We start from the raw sequence: 16,034 nt of genomic DNA on the forward strand, positions 1-16,034 counted from the left end.
CTTAAGAGCGATCAGCTCAAAAACGTCTGCAACAGGTCATTGAGAAAGAGTTGCCCGCGGTCGGTTGCCGCCAGGCGTGACGGTTCGACCTGCATTAATCCACTTTGTTCTGCCTCGCGGCGGCCTTCATCGAGGCTGGCCAGATCAAGGCCGGTGCGTTCGGCGTAGAGCTTGGCATCGACCCCTTCGGTCAGGCGCAGAGCGTTCATCAGGAACTCGAACGGCAGTTCGTCGTTGGTCAGCTCTTTCGCTCCGGCCTGGAAGCTTTTGGCCGGGTTGAGGTAGTCCTTGGGGGCGCGGGTTTTCCAGGTGCGTACGATGCGCCCGTCCGGGTGGCTGAGCTTGCCGTGGGCGCCGGCGCCGATGCCGATAAAGTCGCCAAAGCTCCAGTAATTCAGGTTGTGTCGCGCCGGGCGGCCGGGCTGGGCATAGGCCGACACCTCGTATTGCGCGTAACCGTGTTCGGCGAGCAGCGCCTGGCCGGCTTCCTGGATGTCCCACAGTGTGTCGTCTTCCGGCAGCGCGGGCGGCTGGTTCCAGAAGACGGTGTTGGGTTCCAAGGTCAGTTGGTACCAGGACAGGTGTGTCGGCTTGAGCGCAATGGCTTGGCGCAGGTCGCCCAGGGCGTCGTCCAGGGACTGGTTGGGCAAACCGTGCATCAAGTCCAGGTTGAAGTTATCGAACCCTGCCTGGCGCGCCATGCCAGCGGCGCGCACGGCTTCATCGCCATTGTGAATACGGCCCAGGGCTTCAAGCTTCTCTTGCTGGAAGCTCTGGATGCCGATGGACAGGCGATTGATCCCCAGTTTGCGGTACGCCACGAACTTCTCTTGCTCGAAGGTTCCGGGGTTGGCTTCCAGGGTGATCTCGATATCCGCGGCGAACCGAATACGGGCTTCCACGCCTTTTAACAAGCGGCCCAAGGCGGCGGCGCTGAACAGGCTGGGCGTGCCGCCACCGAAGAAAATCGAACTCAGCTCCCGGCCATAAACGGCGTGCAGGTCTTGATCCAGATCCGCCAGCAATGCATCTACATACTCTTCTTCCGGCAGCACCTTGCTGGCGGTGTGGGAGTTGAAGTCGCAATACGGGCATTTGCGCACGCACCAAGGGATGTGGATGTACAGCGCCAGGGGCGGCAGGTGGGGCAGGGCCGCCCGTGGTGTTTGCGCGCCACCGTGGATCAGCGGCTGCGCAGAGGTGTTCTGGGTCATTTCAAGCCCAGGCGCTGGCGCAGCAACACCATGGCGCGGGCGCGGTGGCTGATCTGGTTCTTGTCGGCCGGGCTCAGTTCGGCGCTGGAGACATTGCGCTCCGGCACCCAGAACAAAGGGTCGTAACCGAAGCCATGCTCACCGCTGGCGGCGTGCAGGATGCGCCCGTGCCACAAGCCTTCGCACAGGATCGGCAGCGGGTCATCGGCATGTCGCACCAGGGCCAGCACGCAGACGAACTGTGCACCACGTTCGGCGTCGGGCACGTCCTTGAGCGCGTCGAGCAGCTTGGCGTTATTGGCTGCGTCGCCCTTGCCATCAGCGTAACGGGCCGAATAAATGCCGGGCGCGCCGCCGAGAAAGTCCACCGCCAGGCCCGAGTCATCCGCCAGGGCCGGCAGGCCGGAGATGCGTGCTGCGTTGCGCGCCTTGAGGATGGCGTTCTCAACGAACGACAAGCCGGTTTCTTCCGGTTCGACCTGGCTGAACTCGCCAATCGAACGCAGTTGCACGGACTCACCGAGCATGGCCTGCAGTTCTTTGAGTTTGCCGGCGTTATGGCTGGCCAGTACGAGTTGGGTAAGGTTCATCATTCGGCCGGAAACAGTTCTTGGTTGAATTGGAAACCATGGGCTTCGCCGCCGGTTTCAACGTTGATGGTAAACGTCTTGTATTCGCGCTGGGTCACCGAGTAGGGCGCGAGGTAGCTGATGCCGCCTTTCTCTTCGATTTGCTTGAACGTCAGGATCTCGCTTTTGCCGCCCAGGTCTTTGATGGTGCCGGTCACTTGCGCCGCCACCGGGGTGACGCCCTTGATCACGGTTACGTTGATCAGGCCCTTCTCCTTGCTGCGTACGATGCCGACGGCCTGGGCCGTCTCCGGTTGCAGGAAACTGGAGGTGTAGGTGTTGTAGTGGACGGTAATATCGCCAAATTCCTTCGTGCGATTGGGGTCGATAGCGTCTGCAGCCATGGCGTTTGCGCCCAGGCATGCGGTCAATAGAAAAATAACCAAACGACTCATGAACGTCCCTCTTGAAGATGATTAGACGGCAACTTTGTGGTCGGTCAGGCCAGGACTGCTGACCCGGTAAATACCGATTTCGCCCAATAGATTGGGCCATAGCTTACTCGCCCAGCCGTGGCGGTGCTGTTGATCGACGGCAAGGCGGTTGATGACCTTGGCTTCACGCTCGCCACACAACGCTTCGAAGTCTTCGAAGGTGCAGAAGTGGATGTTGGGCGTGTTGTACCACGTGTACGGCAGGAAATCCGAGACCGGCATACGGCCCTTGGTGGCCAGGTACCAGCGGCAGCGCCAGTGGCCGAAATTGGGGAAAGTGATGATGCATTGGCGCCCGACCCGCAGCATTTCGTCGAGGATGCGGTCCGGGTAGTGCACCGCTTGCAGGGCCTGGGTCATCACCACGATATCGAAGCTGTTGCTGGCGAAGTTGCCCAGGCCCTTGTCCAGGTCCTGCTCGATTACGTTGATGCCCTTGGCCACGCACTGGGCGATGTTGTCCGGGTCGTTTTCCAGGCCGTAGCCGGTGACTTGCTTGTTGTCGCGCAGCCAGCTCAGCAGTTCGCCATCGCCGCAGCCCAGGTCGAGCACGCGGCTGCCGGCGGGGATCCAGTCTTGGATGATTTCCAGGTCGGCTCTCATGGCGTTCTCACAGTGCGATTCGGTTCATGTAGTTGCTAAAGGCCTGCAGGTAACGCGGGATCGGAATCAGGAAGGCGTCGTGGCCTTGCGGTGCATCGATCTCCAGGTAGCAGACGTCTTTCTTGGCGGCCATCAGCGCATCCACCAGCTCACGGGAGCGGGCCGGCGAGAAGCGCCAGTCGGTAGTGAATGACATCACGCAGAACTTGGCCGTGGCGTGCTCGAAGGTTTTCGCCAGGTCGTCGTCGTGGTTGGCCGCCGGGTCGAAGTAGTCCAGGGCCTTGGTCATCAACAGGTAGGTGTTGGCGTCAAAACGCCCGGAGAATTCTTCACCCTGATAGCGCAGGTAGCTTTCCACCTGGAACTCGACGCTGTGGAAGTCGTAGTTGAGCTTCTCGCTCTTGAGGCCGCGACCGAATTTTTCGCCCATGGAATCATCGGACAGGTAGGTGATATGCCCCACCATCCGCGCCAGCATCAGGCCGCGCTTGGGGATCACGCCGGCTTCCTGGAACGAACCGCCGTGGAACTCGGGGTCGGTGAGGATGGCCTGGCGTGCCACTTCGTTAAACGCGATGTTCTGCGCCGACAGCTTGGGCGCCGAGGCGATAGCCAGGCAGTGGCGCACGCGGTCCGGGTAGCTGATGGTCCATTGCAGCGCCTGCATACCGCCCAGGCTGCCACCAATGACTGCGGCCCACTGGTGGATGCCCAGCAGGTCGGCCAGGCGTGCCTGGCTGTGTACCCAGTCTTCTACGGTCAACACCGGGAAGTCCGCGCCGAATGGCTTGCCGGTGTCCGGGTTGAGGCTGCTGGGGCCGGTGGAGCCATTGCAGCCGCCGAGGTTGTTGAGGCTGACGACGAAGAACTTGTTGGTGTCGATTGGCTTGCCGGGGCCGATGCAACTGTCCCACCAGCCGGGTTTGCGCTCGTCAACGCTGTGGAAACCGGCGGCGTGGTGGTGGCCGGACAGGGCGTGGCAGATCAGCACGGCGTTGCTCGCCGTGGCGTTCAGTTGGCCGTAGGTTTCGTAGATCAGGTCGTAGGCAGGCAACGAACGGCCGCAGGCCAGGGCCAGCGGTTCGCTGAAGTGCGCCACTTGAGGCACGACCAGTCCAACAGAATCGGGGGGGAAGGCAGCTGGCATCGACCCTGCTCTCGTTTAAATGAGGCGTAAGTCTAAAGAGCGGGGACCCTAGCGGCAAGCAATGGTCTGTACCAGTACGCAGATACAAAATGTGGGAAGGGTTGATGTGGGAGCCGGGCTTGCCCGCGATGCAGGCACCGCGGTTTTCAGACACACCGAGGTGATGCTATCGCAGGCAAGCCAGCTCCCACACAAGCCAGCTCCCATAGGGGCTACGGCATTCAGATCAGGCCGAACAGCTCTTTGGGCATGTAGGCAAAGTACGCCAGGCGTGGAATCACCCAGCTTTGCAGCAGCTGAATCACGATAAACGCAAAGATCGGCGAGATATCCAGGCCACCCAGGTTCGGGATCAGGCGACGGAAGGGTGCCAGCACCGGTTCGGTGATCTGAGCCACCAGTTCGGCACCCGGGCTACGGCTACCGGGTGCGACCCACGAGAGAATCACGCTGATGATCATCGACCAGAAAATGATCTTCAGGAACAGCGAGAAAATACCGATCAGGCCCCACGGCAACAGCAGCACGGTGAACGCCTGGTAGCCGTTGAGCATCAGGATCACCACGAACAGCAGGATCTGCAGCAGCAACGCCAGCACCAGCGACGACATGTCCAGGCCGAACAGGCTCGGGATCACCCGGCGCAGTGGCTTGAGCAGCGGTTGGGTGGCCTTGACTACGAACTGGCACAACGGGTTGTAGAAGTTCGCCCGCACCAGTTGCAGGATAAAGCGCATCAGCACGATCAGCAGGTACAGGCTGCCCAAGGTCTGAATGATGAAAATGGCAGCGTCATTGATTCCGAGCATGTTTGATTACCTTGGTAAGGGACGACTATTTGCCCAGTTGCTCAGCCATCTCGGCCGAACGATGTGCCGCGGCACCCAGTGCTTTTTCCACCAGGGCCTCAAAGCCCCCGGCCTGGAACGATTCAATGGCGGCTTGCGTGGTGCCGCCCGGCGACGTTACCCGCCGGCGCAGTTCGGCGGCATCGACATCGCTGCCGACAGCCATTTTCGCGGCGCCCAGGGCCGTTTGCTCAGCCAGTTGTTCGGCAACCTCGTGGGGCAGGCCCAGTTTGACGCCAGCGGCGGTCATGGCCTCGATCAACAGGAAGAAGTAGGCCGGGCCGCTGCCGGAAACGGCGGTGACCGCATCCAGTTGCTGCTCCTGCTCCAGCCATACGGCAAGGCCCACCGCAGACAGCAACTCCTGAGCCTGGTCACGCTGCTGCGCGCTGACTTCAGCGGTGGCGTACAAACCGCTTACGCCCTGGCGCAGCAACGCTGGGGTATTGGGCATGCAACGTACGATCGGCTGGTCACCGAGCCAGGCTTTCATGCTGGCACAGGTGATGCCGGCGGCAATGGACACCACCAATTGATGCGGCTGCAGGCTTGGGCGCAGGCTCTCGCACACGGCCTTCATGGCCTGGGGCTTGACCGCCAGCACGATCACATCGACGCCGTGGATGGCTTCGGCGTTATCGGCAAAGGTTTCAATGCCGTGTTCGGCGCTGACCCGTTCGCGGGTTTCGTCACCCGGGTCGCTGGCGCGGATCTGTTCGGCGTCCAGGCCCTTGGCCCGCAGGCCACCGATCAGGCTGGCCGCCATGTTACCGGCGCCGATAAAGGCAATACGCGTGTTGCTCATGACAGGTCCTTATTTTCGAGGGAAGTCAGCCATTTTGCGGCTGGCCGTAGTCGCGGGCGCCAAACAGGGCGGTACCGATCCGCACCCAGGTGGCGCCTTGGGCGATGGCCGACTCAAGGTCATGGCTCATGCCCATGGAAAGTGTGTCCAGCGCCAGGTTCAAGCTGGCTTGCAGGTCGCGTACGCTGGCAAACGCCGCATCCTGTGCGGCCCGGTCTTTAGTCGGCTCGGGGATCGCCATCAGGCCGCGCAGCTTCAAGCGCGGCAGGGCGCTGATCGCGTTGGCCAGGGCTGGCAGGTCGGCCGGCGTACAGCCAGATTTGCTGGCCTCGCCACTGACATTGACCTGGATGCAGATATTCAGCGGCGGCAGGTCGGCCGGGCGTTGTTCGGACAGGCGTTGTGCGATTTTCAGGCGGTCCACAGAATGCACCCAAGCGAAGTTCTCGGCGATGGCGCGAGTCTTGTTCGATTGAATGGGGCCGATGAAGTGCCAACTCAAGGGCAGGTCGGTTAAATCCGCCTGTTTGCCCAAGGCTTCCTGCAGGTAGTTCTCGCCAAAATCGCGCATCCCGGCGGCATAGGCGTCGCGCACGGCTTGTGCGGGTTTGGTCTTGCTCACGGCCAGCAGGTGGATGCTGCTTGCGTCACGTTGCACGGCGTCGGCTGCGGCGCGGATGCGCTGGCTAACCAGGCCGATGTTGTCTGCTATCGTCGACATTCAAGATGCGCCCGTGGATATGGAGTCCGCGGCATTCTACTGGAAATGGAAAGCCCTATGGATATCACGCAATTGCTGACGGCCAGCGTAAGCCGTGGCGCCTGTGACCTGCATTTGTCGGCCGGCCTGGCGCCGATGGTGCGAGTCGATGGCGAGGTCTGGCCGATGGATGAGCCGGTGCTGAACGCAGCGCAACTGGTCGATCTGGTGAGCCCTTTGTTGAATAAACACCAACAAAAGGATTTCGAAACATCTCTTGAAACGGATTTTGCCTTCGAATTGCCGGGAGTCGCACGCTTTCGGGCGAACGTGTTCCGCCAGAATCGCGGTATAGGCGCGGTGTTTCGTGCCATCCCGACCGAGGTCCAGAGCCTGGAAGACCTCGGGTTGGGCGAGGTATTCCAGCGTATGGCTCAGTTCCCCCGTGGCCTGGTGCTGGTCACCGGGCCTACGGGTTCGGGCAAGTCCACGACGCTGGCGGCGATGATCGATTATCTGAACCGGCACCGGCGCCAGCACATCCTCACGCTTGAAGATCCCATCGAATTTATCCACAGGCCGAAACTGGCCCTGATCACCCAACGCCAGGTGCACCGCGACACCCACAGCTTCTGCGTGGCCCTGCGCTCGGCCCTGAGGGAAGACCCTGATGTGATCCTGGTAGGCGAATTGCGCGACCTGGAAACCATCCGCCTGGCCTTGACGGCAGCTGAGACCGGGCACCTGGTGTTTGGCACCCTGCACACTTCATCGGCTGCAAAGACTGTAGACAGGCTGGTGGACGTCTTCCCGGCCGGGGAAAAGGCCATGGTCCGCTCGATGTTGTCGGAGTCGTTGCAGGCGGTGGTGTCTCAGGTACTGGTGAAGAAGGTCGGCGGCGGCCGTGTGGCCGCCCATGAAATCATGCTGGGCACGCCGGCGATTCGCAATCTGATCCGTGAGGACAAGGTGGCGCAGATGGTTTCGGCAATTCAGACCGGTGGCGCGTTGGGGATGAAGACCCTGGATATGAGTTTGAAGACGTTGGTCGGCGCGGGGCTGGTCAGCCTGGAAGAGGCGCGGGAGAAGGCGAGGGTGCCTGCAGATATCTAAAACGCACAGATACTCATGTGGGAGCTGGCTTGCCTGCGATAGCGGGCTGTCAGGCGCTCTCTCTGCCAACTGACACACCGTCATCGCAGGCAAGCCAGCTCCCACATTTGATTGCATTTCAAATGGGGAGCTTCAGTGGCGCCTGGCTTAGCGCTGCACGATCCGCAGGTTGCTGTTCTGTTCTTTAGGCAGCACACGCTTGGCAATCACGTAGTTCTTGTCCCAGAACGGCTTTTTCAGCGTGTCGATGCTCACCGACTTGCCACGACGCGGCGCGTGGATAAAACGGTCGTTGCCCAGGTAGATGGCTACGTGATTGACCTGGCGGCTCTTGAGCTTGAAGAACAACAAGTCGCCGGGCTTCAGGTCTTTGCGATCAACCTTCAAGCCGTGACCAGCCGCCATGGCGTTGGAGGTGCGTGGCAAATCCACCGCTTTTACATCGTTGAATGCATATTTAACCAGCCCGCTGCAGTCGAACCCTTTACTTGGGCTGCTGCCGCCCCAACGATAAGGAGTACCCAGCACGTTGACGGCACGGCTGAGGACGTTGCTGCTTTGCTTGGTGTTGACAGCCATCAGGCCGGGTGTTGCTTTACCGTGTGCCTTGCTCAGTTGAGTCGGGCGGTTGACGGTCAGCTTTACCGATTTGGCCTTGGTGGTTGTGCTGTGGACTTTAGGGGTGAAACCATTGACGTTCGGAAGTCGTTGCTCACGATTGGTGGCGTGGGCGGCCAGTGGCATTAATAGGCAGATGGTCAGCCATGTCTTGAAAAATGGTCGCATTAGGCGTGGCTCTTATGGGTTTGCGCGCAACTTTATAACAGCTTTTTGTGTCGTTCTCAGGCCGTTTGTCGACTGAACCTTGGGGTCAAATCCAGGAAAAACGCGACGAATTGCCGCAATTGTCCTACACAAGTCAGGTGGCATAAGGCTTTGAGGACAGGAAGATACCATTTGCCGTACGTCGGGCGCTCGTAAAAAAGTCACAAAGAAAATGAAAAAATTTATCTATCGAAGCAAAAGAGGTACTCCATGAACACCTATCAACAGGTTGGTCAGCAGCAAGATACCCATAGCAAGGTGATCGGTTACCTGCTGTGGATTTTCGGTTTTACCGGGGCGCATCGCTTTTATTACGGCAAACCCGTGACCGGCACGATCTGGTTTTTTACCTTCGGCCTGCTGGGCATTGGTTGGTTGATCGACGTATTCCTCATCCCGGCCATGGACCGTGAAGCCGACCTGCGTTTTACCGCCGGGCCTATCGAATACAACGTCGCGTGGATCCTGTTGGCGTTCCTGGGCCTGTTCGGTGTGCACCGTATGTACCAGGGCAAATGGATCACCGGCCTTATCTACCTGCTGACCGGCGGTTTGTTCCTGATTGGGGTGCTGTATGACTTCTGGACGTTGAATACGCAGATCTCGATCCGCAATGCCGAGCGCAATAACGGCCGCTGATCTCTCGGCCCTATAGAGAACAAAATGTGGGAGGGAGCAAGCCCCCTCCCACATTTTTTACTGCGCTCACTCTAGACCGGTTTCAGGCCTGGTAAGTGATCCGCCCATCCATGAAGGTGTACCGCACCGTCGCCGGCAGGCTGTGGCCAATGAACGGGCAGTTTTCACCCTTGGACAACCAATGCTCCCCTGCCACCGTCGAGCTGCCCAGGTCAAACAGCACCAGGTCCGCTGGCGAACCGACTTCAAGCTTGCCCGCCGGCAAGCGCAGTGCGTCGGCCGGGCCGGCGCTCAGGCGGGCCAATAGCGTCGGCAGGTCGAGCAAGCCGTCTTCCACCAAGGTCATTGCCAGCGGCAACAACAACTCCACGCTACTGATACCCGGCTCGGTCGCGCCAAATGGCGCCAACTTGGCGTCACGCTCGTGAGGCTGGTGATGGCTGGAAATCGCTGACACCACCCCCGACTTCACCGCCGCACGCAAACCGTCACGGTCGGCCTTGGTACGCAGTGGAGGCTGCACGTGATACAGGCTGGAGAAGTCGATCAGCGCCTCATCCGTCAGGATCAATTGGTACAACGCCACATCCGCCGTCACCGGCAAGCCACGGGCCTGGGCCTGGGCGATCAGGGCAACGCCGCGGGCGCTGGTCAGCTGGCTGAAGTGTGCGCGTACGCCGCTTTGCTCCACCAGCAACAGGTCACGGGCCAGGGCCACGGTTTCGGCGGTTTCCGGGATGCCCGGCAGGCCGAGGAAGCTGGCGACTGCCCCTTCATGGGCCAGGCCGCCTTCGGCCAGGTCGCGGTCCTGGGAGTGGAAGATCACCGTCAGGTCGAAGGTGGCCGCGTATTCCAGGGCACGGCACAGCGTGCGGGTGCTGCGAAAACTTTCCAGGCCGTTGCTGAAGGCCACGCAACCGGCATCGCGCAGTGCGATCAGTTCGGCCAGTTGTTCGCCATCCAGGCCTTTGCTCAAGGCTCCGACGGGAAACACCTTGCAATTGCCGGCTTCACGGGCGCGGTCCAGGATCAGCTCGGTCACCGCCGAAGTGTCCAGCACCGGCTTGGTGTTCGGCGGGCAGCACAGGCTGGTCACGCCACCGGCCGCAGCGGCCTGGGTTTCGCTGTTGATGTTGCCTTTGCGGCTGTAGCCCGGCTCGCGCAGGGCGACGTTCAGGTCCACCAGCCCGGGCGCGGCCACCAGGCCCTTGGCGTTGATGCTTTCGATGGCGTTGAAGCCGGCAGGTGCGGCGCCAATGGCGATGATCTTGCCGGCGTCCAGATAAAGATCGGTAACTTGGTCCAGGCCACTGGCTGGATCGATGACTCGGGCGCCGAGAATGCTGAGCTTCACTGGGCCTGCTCCTGCTCGAATTGACGTTGCGCGGTCTGCCCGCTCATGGCCATGGACAGCACGGCCATGCGTACCGCGATGCCGTAGGTCACTTGGTTCAAGATCACCGACTGCGGGCCATCGGCCACCGCCGACTCAATCTCCACCCCGCGGTTGATCGGCCCCGGGTGCATCACGATGGCATCCGGCTTGGCCCCGGCCAAACGTGCGGTGGTCAGGCCGAACAGGCGGTAGAACTCGCCTTCGCTCGGCAGCAAGCCACCAGCCATGCGCTCGCGTTGCAGGCGCAGCATGATCACCACGTCCACATCCTTGAGGCCCTCGGCCATGTCGGTGTAGACCTTCACGCCATACTGTTCGATGCCGATGGGCAGCAGGGTTTTCGGCGCGATCACGCGGATATCCGGGCAGCCCAGGGCTTTGAGGGCCAGCATGTTCGAGCGTGCTACACGGGAGTGCAGGATGTCGCCGACGATGGCCACCGAGAGGTTTTCAAAGCTGCCCTTGTGCCGACGGATGGTGAGCATGTCGAGCATGCCCTGGGTCGGGTGGGCGTGGCGGCCGTCGCCGCCGTTGATGACCGCTACCTGCGGGCACACATGCTCGGCGATGAAGTGCGCGGCGCCGGAGTCGCCGTGGCGGACCACGAACATGTCAGCGGCCATGGCTTCGAGGTTGCGCAGGGTGTCGAGCAGGGTCTCGCCCTTGCTCGCCGACGAGGTGGACACGTTCAGCGTGATCACGTCGGCCGACAGCCGCTGGGCTGCCAGTTCAAAGGTGGTGCGGGTGCGGGTGGAGTTCTCGAAGAACACATTGCAGATGGTTTTGCCGCGCAACAGCGGGACCTTCTTCACCGCGCGGCCGCCGACTTCAAGGAACGAGTCGGCGGTGTCGAGGATTTCGGTGAGCAGTTCGCGGGGCAAACCGTCGAGGGACAAGAAATGTTGCAACTGGCCCTGAGCATTGAGCTGCAGCGGGCGCTTGGCATCTAGAGGCGTCATCGCGGGGACTCTGTACAAGGCGGTTTAAAGGGCAAGGTCTTGCAGTTCGAGTTCGAGCGGCGTGGGACCGGACAATTTTACCCGCTGCCGGGCTTGCAAAGACAGTGTTGCACCTACGACATCCGGGCTGATCGGCAATTCGCCAGCGTCCAGGTCCAGCAGGCAGACCAACGTAATGCTGGCCGGGCGCCCGTAATCGAACAGTTCGTTCATGGCGGCGCGGATGGTACGGCCGCTCATCAGGACGTCATCGATCAGGATCAGGTGCTGGCCCTCAACCTCAAACGGCAGAGCCGAAGGCTGCACCTGTGGGTGCAGGCCGTTCTGGCTGAAGTCGTCGCGGTAGAAGGACACGTCCAGCGTACCCAGGGGCGAATCGCTGCCCAGTTCTTCCAGTAACGCCTGGGCTACCCAGACACCGCCGGTGCGGATGCCGATAAAGCGCGGTTCGCTGATGCCGCGGTGTTCCAGGTGCGCCTTGAGGCGTAATGCCATCTGGCTGATCAGTTCGGCGGGATTGGGCAGGCTCATGGGGGCTCCTTTTTAAGTGTGTAGGCGCAAGCTTGCTCGCGAAAAACTCATGGGTACCGCGTTCATCCAGCCTTCACGCGGTATCGTTAACGTTCTTCGCGGGCAAGCCCGCTCCCACAGGATCGCGGCGGGTCAGGATTCAAATAAAGCGGTGTTTTCATCCAGCCAACCCTGCAACAGCAAGGCGGCGGCGATGGCGTCCACGGGGTTGTCGCGGTAACTGCCCTTCTGCCCGCCGCGGTCACGACGCTCACCCTTGGCTTCAAAGGTGGTCAGGCGCTCATCGTGGGTATAGAAGGGCAGGTTGTAGCGGCCATTGAGGCGGCGCGCGAATTTTTCGGCGCGCAGGCACATGTCGCTGGGGGTGCCATCCATGTTCAGGGGCAGGCCGACCACCACAGCGTCGGGCTTCCACTCTTTGATAAGGGCTTCAACCTGGTTCCAGTCCGGTATGCCGTTCTGGGCCTTCAAGGTGCACAGCTCGCGGGCCTGGCCGGTAATAACCTGGCCGACCGCTACGCCGATCTGTTTAGTGCCGTAGTCAAAACCCAGGATCAGACGCAAGGCCATCAGGCGTGCCCCGCCTGGCTGGTCAACAGGCTGAGGTTGACCCGCAGCTTGGCGGCGGCAGCATCAAGGCGCAGTTCGCTGGCGGTGTTGAACAGGATGTCGGCGTCGAACGGGCAGGTCAGCCAGGCATTGCTCGCCAGCTCGGCCTCCAGTTGCCCGGCTTCCCAACCGGCGTAGCCCAGGGTAATCAGGCTTTGCTCAGGGCCGACGCCATCGGCGATCGCGAACAGCACGTCCTGAGACGTGGACAGTGACACGCCCTCAAGATCCACCGTGGCCTGGTATTGCGGCCCGGTGGGGTGCAACACAAAGCCGCGATCGGTCTGCACCGGCCCGCCGATATAGATCGGCACATCCTGGCAGCGGGTCGGTGGGTCGAGTTCCGGGCGCAATTGCTCAAGGATATCGGCCAGGCTCAGCTCCTGTGGACGGTTGACCACCAGCCCCATGGCACCATTGGCCGTGTGCTCGACGATATAGGTCAAGGTCTGCGCAAAGTTCGGGTCGGCCATATGGGGCATGGCGATCAGGAATTGGTGCTTGAGGTAGGTCGGGCTGACGTTTTTCATGTCCGCTAGTGTGGCGTTGGAGGGGCGAACTGACAAGTGTAGGAGCGGTGTCAGTTGCTGGACAGCCGGTCGCCCTTGGCAAACTTCCAGGTGCGGATGATTTCCAGGCGGTCCACGTCATTCAAGTCGCCGCTGAACGGCGCAAAAGGCGCGGCCAGGCGCACGATGCGCTGGGCGGCCTGGTCCAGCAGCGGTTGGCCGGAGGACTCCAGCACCTGCACTTCATAGAGCGAACCGTCACGGTTGATCGATACCAGCAAACGCAAGTTGCCATAAATCTGCTGACGCCGGGCTTCGTCCGGGTAATTGAGGTTGCCGATGCGCTCGACCTTCTTGCGCCACTCGTCTTTATACCAGGCGCCTTTGTCGCGCATGGTCGACGCGGCGTTCAGGCGGTAGATGCGCGGGCGCTTGGCATACAGCTGTTGTTCGTGGGCCAGTTCGGCTTCCAGGCTGGAAATTTCGTCGGACAGCGTCGAACTGTCGAAGGTTGGCGCGGGCTTCACCGGCTCGGGCTTGGGTTCAGTCCTGGTTTTTTCGCGCTGGGTCGGGGCCTTTTGCGGCTTGGGCGCAACGGTGGTCACGGCGGCCTTGAGCGTTGCCTGCTTGACCTCGGGCTTGGGCACCGGCGGCGGGGTGACCTTATTGACCTTGTTGTCCTGGAAGGGCGCTACTTCAGTGGTCTTGGGCACGGCTTTCTTGTCGAGCGTACCGCTGCCCTGCTGGTTGTCCTGGGCAAGAAAGTCGGCCTTTTCGGGCTTCTTCTCACTTTTGAACGTAGCGAGGGTGATTTCCAGGGTCTTGGTGATCTGCTTGGGCTCGACCATGGTGAAGCCCACGCCCAGCAACAAGGCGAGGTGAATCAATGCGGCGAGAAACAGGGTAAATCCGAGCCGATCAGCCGGGCGCACGCCTCTGTGGGTGAGTTCTGGGGGCAGATCGGACGGGAGTGTCATGACAAGAAAACCAACATCGCGCGTTTCACAGGTGGCGCATGATAACGCAATGTTGGTGTGTGTCCGGCTGTTCTATGTCACTTGGCTTGTAGCTTGCGCTCAATGGCGGCCATCAGCATTTCGCCGATGTTCGTGCCAAATGCATTGTCGATCTCGCGAATACAGGTAGGGCTGGTGACGTTGATTTCCGTGAGGTTCTCACCAATTACGTCGAGTCCGACAAACAGCAGACCTTTTTCGCGCAGGGTCGGGCCAACTTGAGCGGCGATCCAGCGGTCCTTGTCCGACAACGGCCGTGCTTCACCACGACCACCGGCCGCCAGGTTGCCACGGGTCTCGCCCGCTGCCGGGATGCGCGCCAGGCAGTAGTCCACCGGCTCGCCGTCGATCATCAGGATGCGCTTGTCGCCATCCTTGATCGCCGGCAGGTAAGCCTGGCCCATGATCTGCTGGGTGCCCAGCGCAGTCAGGGTTTCGAGGATCACCGACAGGTTCGGGTCGCCAGCGCGGTGGCGGAAGATCGAAGTGCCGCCCATGCCGTCCAGCGGTTTGAGGATCACATCGCCATGCTTGGCAGCGAATTCACGCAGTACATCGGCGCGGCGGCTGACCACGGTCGGCGGCGTGCACTGCGGGAACAGGGTGGCAAACAGCTTTTCATTGCAGTCGCGCAGGCTCTGCGGCTTGTTGACGATCAACACGCCGGCGCGTTCGGCCTGTTCCAGCAAGTAGGTGGAGTACACAAACTCCATGTCGAACGGCGGATCCTTGCGCATCAGGATCACATCGAGGTCGCTCAGGGGGCTGTCGATTTCATCCGAAAGCTCGAACCATTTCTCGGGGTTGGCGAATACCTGCAACGGACGCATCCGCGCCCGCGCCTCGCCGTCGCCCTGGTACAGGTCGCGCTGTTCCATATAGAACAACGTCCAGCCGCGGGCCTGGGCGGCCAGGAGCATGGCCAGCGAGCTGTCCTTTTTATAGGAAATGCTGGCGATTGGGTCCATGACAATGCCGACGCGAACGCTCATGGGGGATTTCCTCTAGCAAATTAGGGCGCATAAAAGTGGCGTCAGAGTGGCGCTGTGGTTGTTGTGGGTCAAGGAAAAACCACCGGGTGGGTGCCTCGATAGATTGCGCCCGGAGACTGTGCTAAAAAGACTGCCACGGCGTAGCAGCCCTTGAATTCCAAGGCTTGCGGCGCTCATCCTGTGCAACATCAGGCAGTACACACCGAAAACCGATTCGCTGTGGCGATGGTAGAGCAGATATGGAACAGCATTCCAACGCCTTGAGAGTGATGGTGATCGACGATTCGAAAACGATCCGCCGCACCGCCGAGACACTGTTGAAGAACATGGGGTGCGAGGTCATCACCGCCATCGACGGTTTCGATGCCCTGGCGCGGATTGTGGATCATCACCCGCACATTATCTTTGTCGACATCATGATGCCGCGCCTGGATGGCTACCAGACCTGCGCCCTGGTGAAGAACAACCCGGCGTTCAAGGCGATCCCGGTGATCATGTTGTCCTCCAGGGATGGCCTGTTCGACAAGGCCAAGGGGCGCATCGTGGGTGTCGATCAATTTTTGACCAAGCCTTTCAGCAAGGAAGAACTGCTGGGTGCGATCAAGGCCTATGTGCCTGCCTTCGCCGCAGTAGAACAAGCACACTGACGCCACCCCACAAGGGCCGGCGCCGACCAATGTAGTGGGGAAAACCATGGCACGTGTTCTGATCGTCGACGACTCGCCGACCGAAATGTACAAACTGACCGGCATGCTGGAAAAGCACGGCCATCAAGTCCTGAAAGCCGAAAACGGCGCGGACGGCGTAGCGCTGGCTCGTCAGGAAAAGCCCGACGCCGTGTTGATGGACATCGTGATGCCGGGCCTCAACGGCTTCCAGGCCACCCGCCAGTTGTCCAAGGAGCCGGAAACCAACGGTATTCCGATCATCATCATCACCACCAAGGACCAGGAAACCGACAAGATCTGGGGTGCACGCCAGGGCGCCAAGGATTACCTGACCAAGCCGGTGGACGAAGACACACTGATCGCCACCCTGAACAAGGTACTGGCCGGCTAAAGGCTC

Annotated in this window: 20 protein-coding genes; 4 read left to right on the top strand and 16 right to left on the bottom strand. The window is 60.9% G+C overall.

The features are described 5' to 3' along the window. Positions 1–11: 11 nt before the first annotated feature. The 8 genes from hemW to TK42_RS11430 form a co-directional block, all read right to left on the bottom strand. Positions 12–1,214 carry a radical SAM family heme chaperone HemW gene (hemW, locus tag TK42_RS11395; protein WP_078822559.1) on the bottom strand — a complete coding sequence of 401 codons (1,203 nt, stop codon included), beginning with the start codon at positions 1,212–1,214 and terminating at the stop codon, positions 12–14. Further along, positions 1,211–1,807: an RdgB/HAM1 family non-canonical purine NTP pyrophosphatase gene (gene rdgB, locus TK42_RS11400; RefSeq protein ID WP_103734231.1), complete on the bottom strand. Its 597-nt coding sequence runs from the start codon at positions 1,805–1,807 to the stop codon at positions 1,211–1,213. The genes hemW and rdgB overlap by 4 nt, the downstream gene beginning before the upstream one ends. Continuing rightward, on the bottom strand, positions 1,804–2,238 hold the full coding sequence (locus TK42_RS11405) for a DUF4426 domain-containing protein (RefSeq protein WP_103734232.1): 435 nt from the start codon (positions 2,236–2,238) through the stop codon (positions 1,804–1,806). Before TK42_RS11405 ends, rdgB begins: the two co-directional genes overlap by 4 nt. 21 nt (positions 2,239–2,259) lie before the next feature. Continuing rightward, positions 2,260–2,880 carry a methionine biosynthesis protein MetW gene (metW, locus tag TK42_RS11410; RefSeq protein ID WP_005792273.1) on the bottom strand — a complete coding sequence of 207 codons (621 nt, stop codon included), beginning with the start codon at positions 2,878–2,880 and terminating at the stop codon, positions 2,260–2,262. A 7-nt stretch (positions 2,881–2,887) separates the two neighbouring features. Further along, positions 2,888–4,027, bottom strand: coding sequence for a homoserine O-acetyltransferase (locus TK42_RS11415; protein ID WP_005792271.1), 1,140 nt, complete (start codon positions 4,025–4,027; stop codon positions 2,888–2,890). A gap of 221 nt (positions 4,028–4,248) precedes the next feature. Continuing rightward, the gene (locus tag TK42_RS11420) at positions 4,249–4,836 is read right to left on the bottom strand and encodes a YggT family protein (protein WP_003195087.1); all 588 of its coding nucleotides are present in this window, start codon (positions 4,834–4,836) and stop codon (positions 4,249–4,251) included. 25 nt (positions 4,837–4,861) lie between these two features. After that, on the bottom strand, positions 4,862–5,680 hold the full coding sequence (gene proC, locus TK42_RS11425) for a pyrroline-5-carboxylate reductase (RefSeq protein ID WP_032878928.1): 819 nt from the start codon (positions 5,678–5,680) through the stop codon (positions 4,862–4,864). Positions 5,681–5,705: 25 nt separating this feature from the next. Beyond that, a complete protein-coding gene (locus TK42_RS11430) occupies positions 5,706–6,401 on the bottom strand; it encodes a YggS family pyridoxal phosphate-dependent enzyme (protein ID WP_032878930.1) in 696 nt (231 codons plus the stop codon). Positions 6,402–6,458: 57 nt separating this feature from the next. Here TK42_RS11430 and TK42_RS11435 point away from each other — a divergent pair, with 57 nt between their 5' ends. Then, complete coding sequence (locus tag TK42_RS11435; protein ID WP_103734233.1) at positions 6,459–7,493, top strand: type IV pilus twitching motility protein PilT; 1,035 nt, start codon at positions 6,459–6,461, stop codon at positions 7,491–7,493. Positions 7,494–7,640: 147 nt separating this feature from the next. On the opposite strand, the gene TK42_RS11440 is transcribed toward TK42_RS11435, so the two are convergent. Beyond that, a complete protein-coding gene (locus TK42_RS11440) occupies positions 7,641–8,279 on the bottom strand; it encodes a C40 family peptidase (protein WP_005792265.1) in 639 nt (212 codons plus the stop codon). Between the two features lie 249 nt (positions 8,280–8,528). Between TK42_RS11440 and TK42_RS11445 the strand changes: the two genes are divergently transcribed. After that, the gene (locus tag TK42_RS11445) at positions 8,529–8,957 is read left to right on the top strand and encodes a TM2 domain-containing protein (RefSeq protein ID WP_032878933.1); all 429 of its coding nucleotides are present in this window, start codon (positions 8,529–8,531) and stop codon (positions 8,955–8,957) included. 82 nt (positions 8,958–9,039) lie between these two features. Here TK42_RS11445 and TK42_RS11450 read toward each other — a convergent pair whose 3' ends face one another. From TK42_RS11450 to gshB, 7 genes are all read right to left on the bottom strand, one after another. Further along, positions 9,040–10,311: a dihydroorotase gene (locus tag TK42_RS11450; RefSeq protein WP_103734234.1), complete on the bottom strand. Its 1,272-nt coding sequence runs from the start codon at positions 10,309–10,311 to the stop codon at positions 9,040–9,042. After that, a complete protein-coding gene (locus tag TK42_RS11455) occupies positions 10,308–11,312 on the bottom strand; it encodes an aspartate carbamoyltransferase catalytic subunit (protein WP_032878936.1) in 1,005 nt (334 codons plus the stop codon). Before TK42_RS11455 ends, TK42_RS11450 begins: the two co-directional genes overlap by 4 nt. Before the next feature lie 24 nt (positions 11,313–11,336). Beyond that, positions 11,337–11,843 carry a bifunctional pyr operon transcriptional regulator/uracil phosphoribosyltransferase PyrR gene (pyrR, locus tag TK42_RS11460; protein WP_005792260.1) on the bottom strand — a complete coding sequence of 169 codons (507 nt, stop codon included), beginning with the start codon at positions 11,841–11,843 and terminating at the stop codon, positions 11,337–11,339. Between the two features lie 132 nt (positions 11,844–11,975). Next, a complete protein-coding gene (ruvX, locus tag TK42_RS11465; protein WP_005792259.1) occupies positions 11,976–12,413 on the bottom strand; it encodes a Holliday junction resolvase RuvX in 438 nt (145 codons plus the stop codon). Further along, the gene (locus tag TK42_RS11470; RefSeq protein ID WP_005792257.1) at positions 12,413–12,982 is read right to left on the bottom strand and encodes a YqgE/AlgH family protein; all 570 of its coding nucleotides are present in this window, start codon (positions 12,980–12,982) and stop codon (positions 12,413–12,415) included. The genes ruvX and TK42_RS11470 overlap by 1 nt, the downstream gene beginning before the upstream one ends. A 50-nt stretch (positions 12,983–13,032) precedes the next feature. Beyond that, positions 13,033–13,938 (bottom strand): energy transducer TonB, encoded by a 906-nt coding sequence (locus TK42_RS11475; protein ID WP_103734235.1) that lies wholly within the window; start codon positions 13,936–13,938, stop codon positions 13,033–13,035. 77 nt (positions 13,939–14,015) lie between these two features. Then, on the bottom strand, positions 14,016–14,969 hold the full coding sequence (gene gshB / locus TK42_RS11480) for a glutathione synthase (RefSeq protein WP_005792255.1): 954 nt from the start codon (positions 14,967–14,969) through the stop codon (positions 14,016–14,018). Positions 14,970–15,208: 239 nt separating this feature from the next. On the opposite strand from gshB, the gene pilG reads away from it, so the two are divergent. After that, a complete protein-coding gene (gene pilG, locus TK42_RS11485) occupies positions 15,209–15,616 on the top strand; it encodes a twitching motility response regulator PilG (protein WP_005792254.1) in 408 nt (135 codons plus the stop codon). 46 nt (positions 15,617–15,662) lie between these two features. Next, positions 15,663–16,028, top strand: coding sequence for a twitching motility response regulator PilH (pilH, locus tag TK42_RS11490; RefSeq protein ID WP_003234583.1), 366 nt, complete (start codon positions 15,663–15,665; stop codon positions 16,026–16,028). The last annotated feature ends 6 nt before the right edge of the window (positions 16,029–16,034 follow it).

The sequence above is a fragment of the Pseudomonas sp. GZJR-8 genome (assembly GCF_002916705.1).
Taxonomy (GTDB): Bacteria; Pseudomonadota; Gammaproteobacteria; order Pseudomonadales; family Pseudomonadaceae; genus Aquipseudomonas; species Aquipseudomonas synxantha_A.

What these genes read in the sequence shown, in the direction of transcription:
- hemW (WP_078822559.1), bottom strand. Translation starts at nt 1,214, where the DNA reads ATGACCCAGAACACCTCTGCGCAGCCGCTGATCCACGGTGGCGCGCAA.
- rdgB (WP_103734231.1), bottom strand. Translation starts at nt 1,807, where the DNA reads ATGATGAACCTTACCCAACTCGTACTGGCCAGCCATAACGCCGGCAAA.
- TK42_RS11405 (WP_103734232.1), bottom strand. Translation starts at nt 2,238, where the DNA reads ATGAGTCGTTTGGTTATTTTTCTATTGACCGCATGCCTGGGCGCAAAC.
- metW (WP_005792273.1), bottom strand. Translation starts at nt 2,880, where the DNA reads ATGAGAGCCGACCTGGAAATCATCCAAGACTGGATCCCCGCCGGCAGC.
- TK42_RS11415 (WP_005792271.1), bottom strand. Translation starts at nt 4,027, where the DNA reads ATGCCAGCTGCCTTCCCCCCCGATTCTGTTGGACTGGTCGTGCCTCAA.
- TK42_RS11420 (WP_003195087.1), bottom strand. Translation starts at nt 4,836, where the DNA reads ATGCTCGGAATCAATGACGCTGCCATTTTCATCATTCAGACCTTGGGC.
- proC (WP_032878928.1), bottom strand. Translation starts at nt 5,680, where the DNA reads ATGAGCAACACGCGTATTGCCTTTATCGGCGCCGGTAACATGGCGGCC.
- TK42_RS11430 (WP_032878930.1), bottom strand. Translation starts at nt 6,401, where the DNA reads ATGTCGACGATAGCAGACAACATCGGCCTGGTTAGCCAGCGCATCCGC.
- TK42_RS11435 (WP_103734233.1), top strand. Translation starts at nt 6,459, where the DNA reads ATGGATATCACGCAATTGCTGACGGCCAGCGTAAGCCGTGGCGCCTGT.
- TK42_RS11440 (WP_005792265.1), bottom strand. Translation starts at nt 8,279, where the DNA reads ATGCGACCATTTTTCAAGACATGGCTGACCATCTGCCTATTAATGCCA.
- TK42_RS11445 (WP_032878933.1), top strand. Translation starts at nt 8,529, where the DNA reads ATGAACACCTATCAACAGGTTGGTCAGCAGCAAGATACCCATAGCAAG.
- TK42_RS11455 (WP_032878936.1), bottom strand. Translation starts at nt 11,312, where the DNA reads ATGACGCCTCTAGATGCCAAGCGCCCGCTGCAGCTCAATGCTCAGGGC.
- pyrR (WP_005792260.1), bottom strand. Translation starts at nt 11,843, where the DNA reads ATGAGCCTGCCCAATCCCGCCGAACTGATCAGCCAGATGGCATTACGC.
- ruvX (WP_005792259.1), bottom strand. Translation starts at nt 12,413, where the DNA reads ATGGCCTTGCGTCTGATCCTGGGTTTTGACTACGGCACTAAACAGATC.
- TK42_RS11470 (WP_005792257.1), bottom strand. Translation starts at nt 12,982, where the DNA reads ATGAAAAACGTCAGCCCGACCTACCTCAAGCACCAATTCCTGATCGCC.
- TK42_RS11475 (WP_103734235.1), bottom strand. Translation starts at nt 13,938, where the DNA reads ATGACACTCCCGTCCGATCTGCCCCCAGAACTCACCCACAGAGGCGTG.
- gshB (WP_005792255.1), bottom strand. Translation starts at nt 14,969, where the DNA reads ATGAGCGTTCGCGTCGGCATTGTCATGGACCCAATCGCCAGCATTTCC.
- pilG (WP_005792254.1), top strand. Translation starts at nt 15,209, where the DNA reads ATGGAACAGCATTCCAACGCCTTGAGAGTGATGGTGATCGACGATTCG.
- pilH (WP_003234583.1), top strand. Translation starts at nt 15,663, where the DNA reads ATGGCACGTGTTCTGATCGTCGACGACTCGCCGACCGAAATGTACAAA.